Below are 525 nucleotides of genomic sequence, written 5' to 3'. Positions count from 1 at the left end.
AAGGGCTTTGTGTCGATATACGGGAGTGAGGGAAAGACAGAAAATGAAGAGAGTTTTGAGCATCAAGGTTCTTCTCTCAATGCGGATGGCAATATCAACATCACTGCCAAGAAAAAAGATGTGAAAATTGTTGGCTCTGATCTTGCAGGTGAGAATATTAACCTTTCGGCAGCGCATGATGTGAATGTGCTTGTTGGTCATAATAGCCATTCCTCAAGCTCAAAGGAAGAACGTACAGGCTTTGGCATTCAGTTTGAAAAGAGCAACAGCGGTGCTTCTGTAGGTGTTGGAATTGCAAGCGCCAAAGATACGGGCGATCAATGGGAAACCACTTCCACACAATCACACATCACGGCACGCCAAGATGTGCAGATTACTGCTGACAATGATGTAAATATGCAAGCAGCCATTGTTTCGGCGGATCGTGATGTCAACATTGATGCCGGCAATAATATTACCCTATCAGAAAGCTATGATACCTCTAACGCAAAAGAAAAGCATGAAAAGTCTTTTGCTGGTGTGACA

General features: G+C 43.6%; 1 protein-coding gene. It reads left to right on the top strand.

Going from position 1 to position 525, the window contains the following annotated elements; genetic code table 11:
• Window positions 1-525, top strand: a 525-nt coding sequence (locus tag ACFILA_RS10000) for a hemagglutinin repeat-containing protein (protein ID WP_375661179.1), incomplete at both ends; no start/stop codon positions are given.

This window comes from Bartonella sp. CL71SXKL, from assembly GCF_042194935.1.
Classification (GTDB): domain Bacteria; phylum Pseudomonadota; class Alphaproteobacteria; order Rhizobiales; family Rhizobiaceae; genus Bartonella.
Note: the sequence above shows the minus strand (reverse complement) of the source record. Positions and strands in the feature narration are given on the sequence as shown.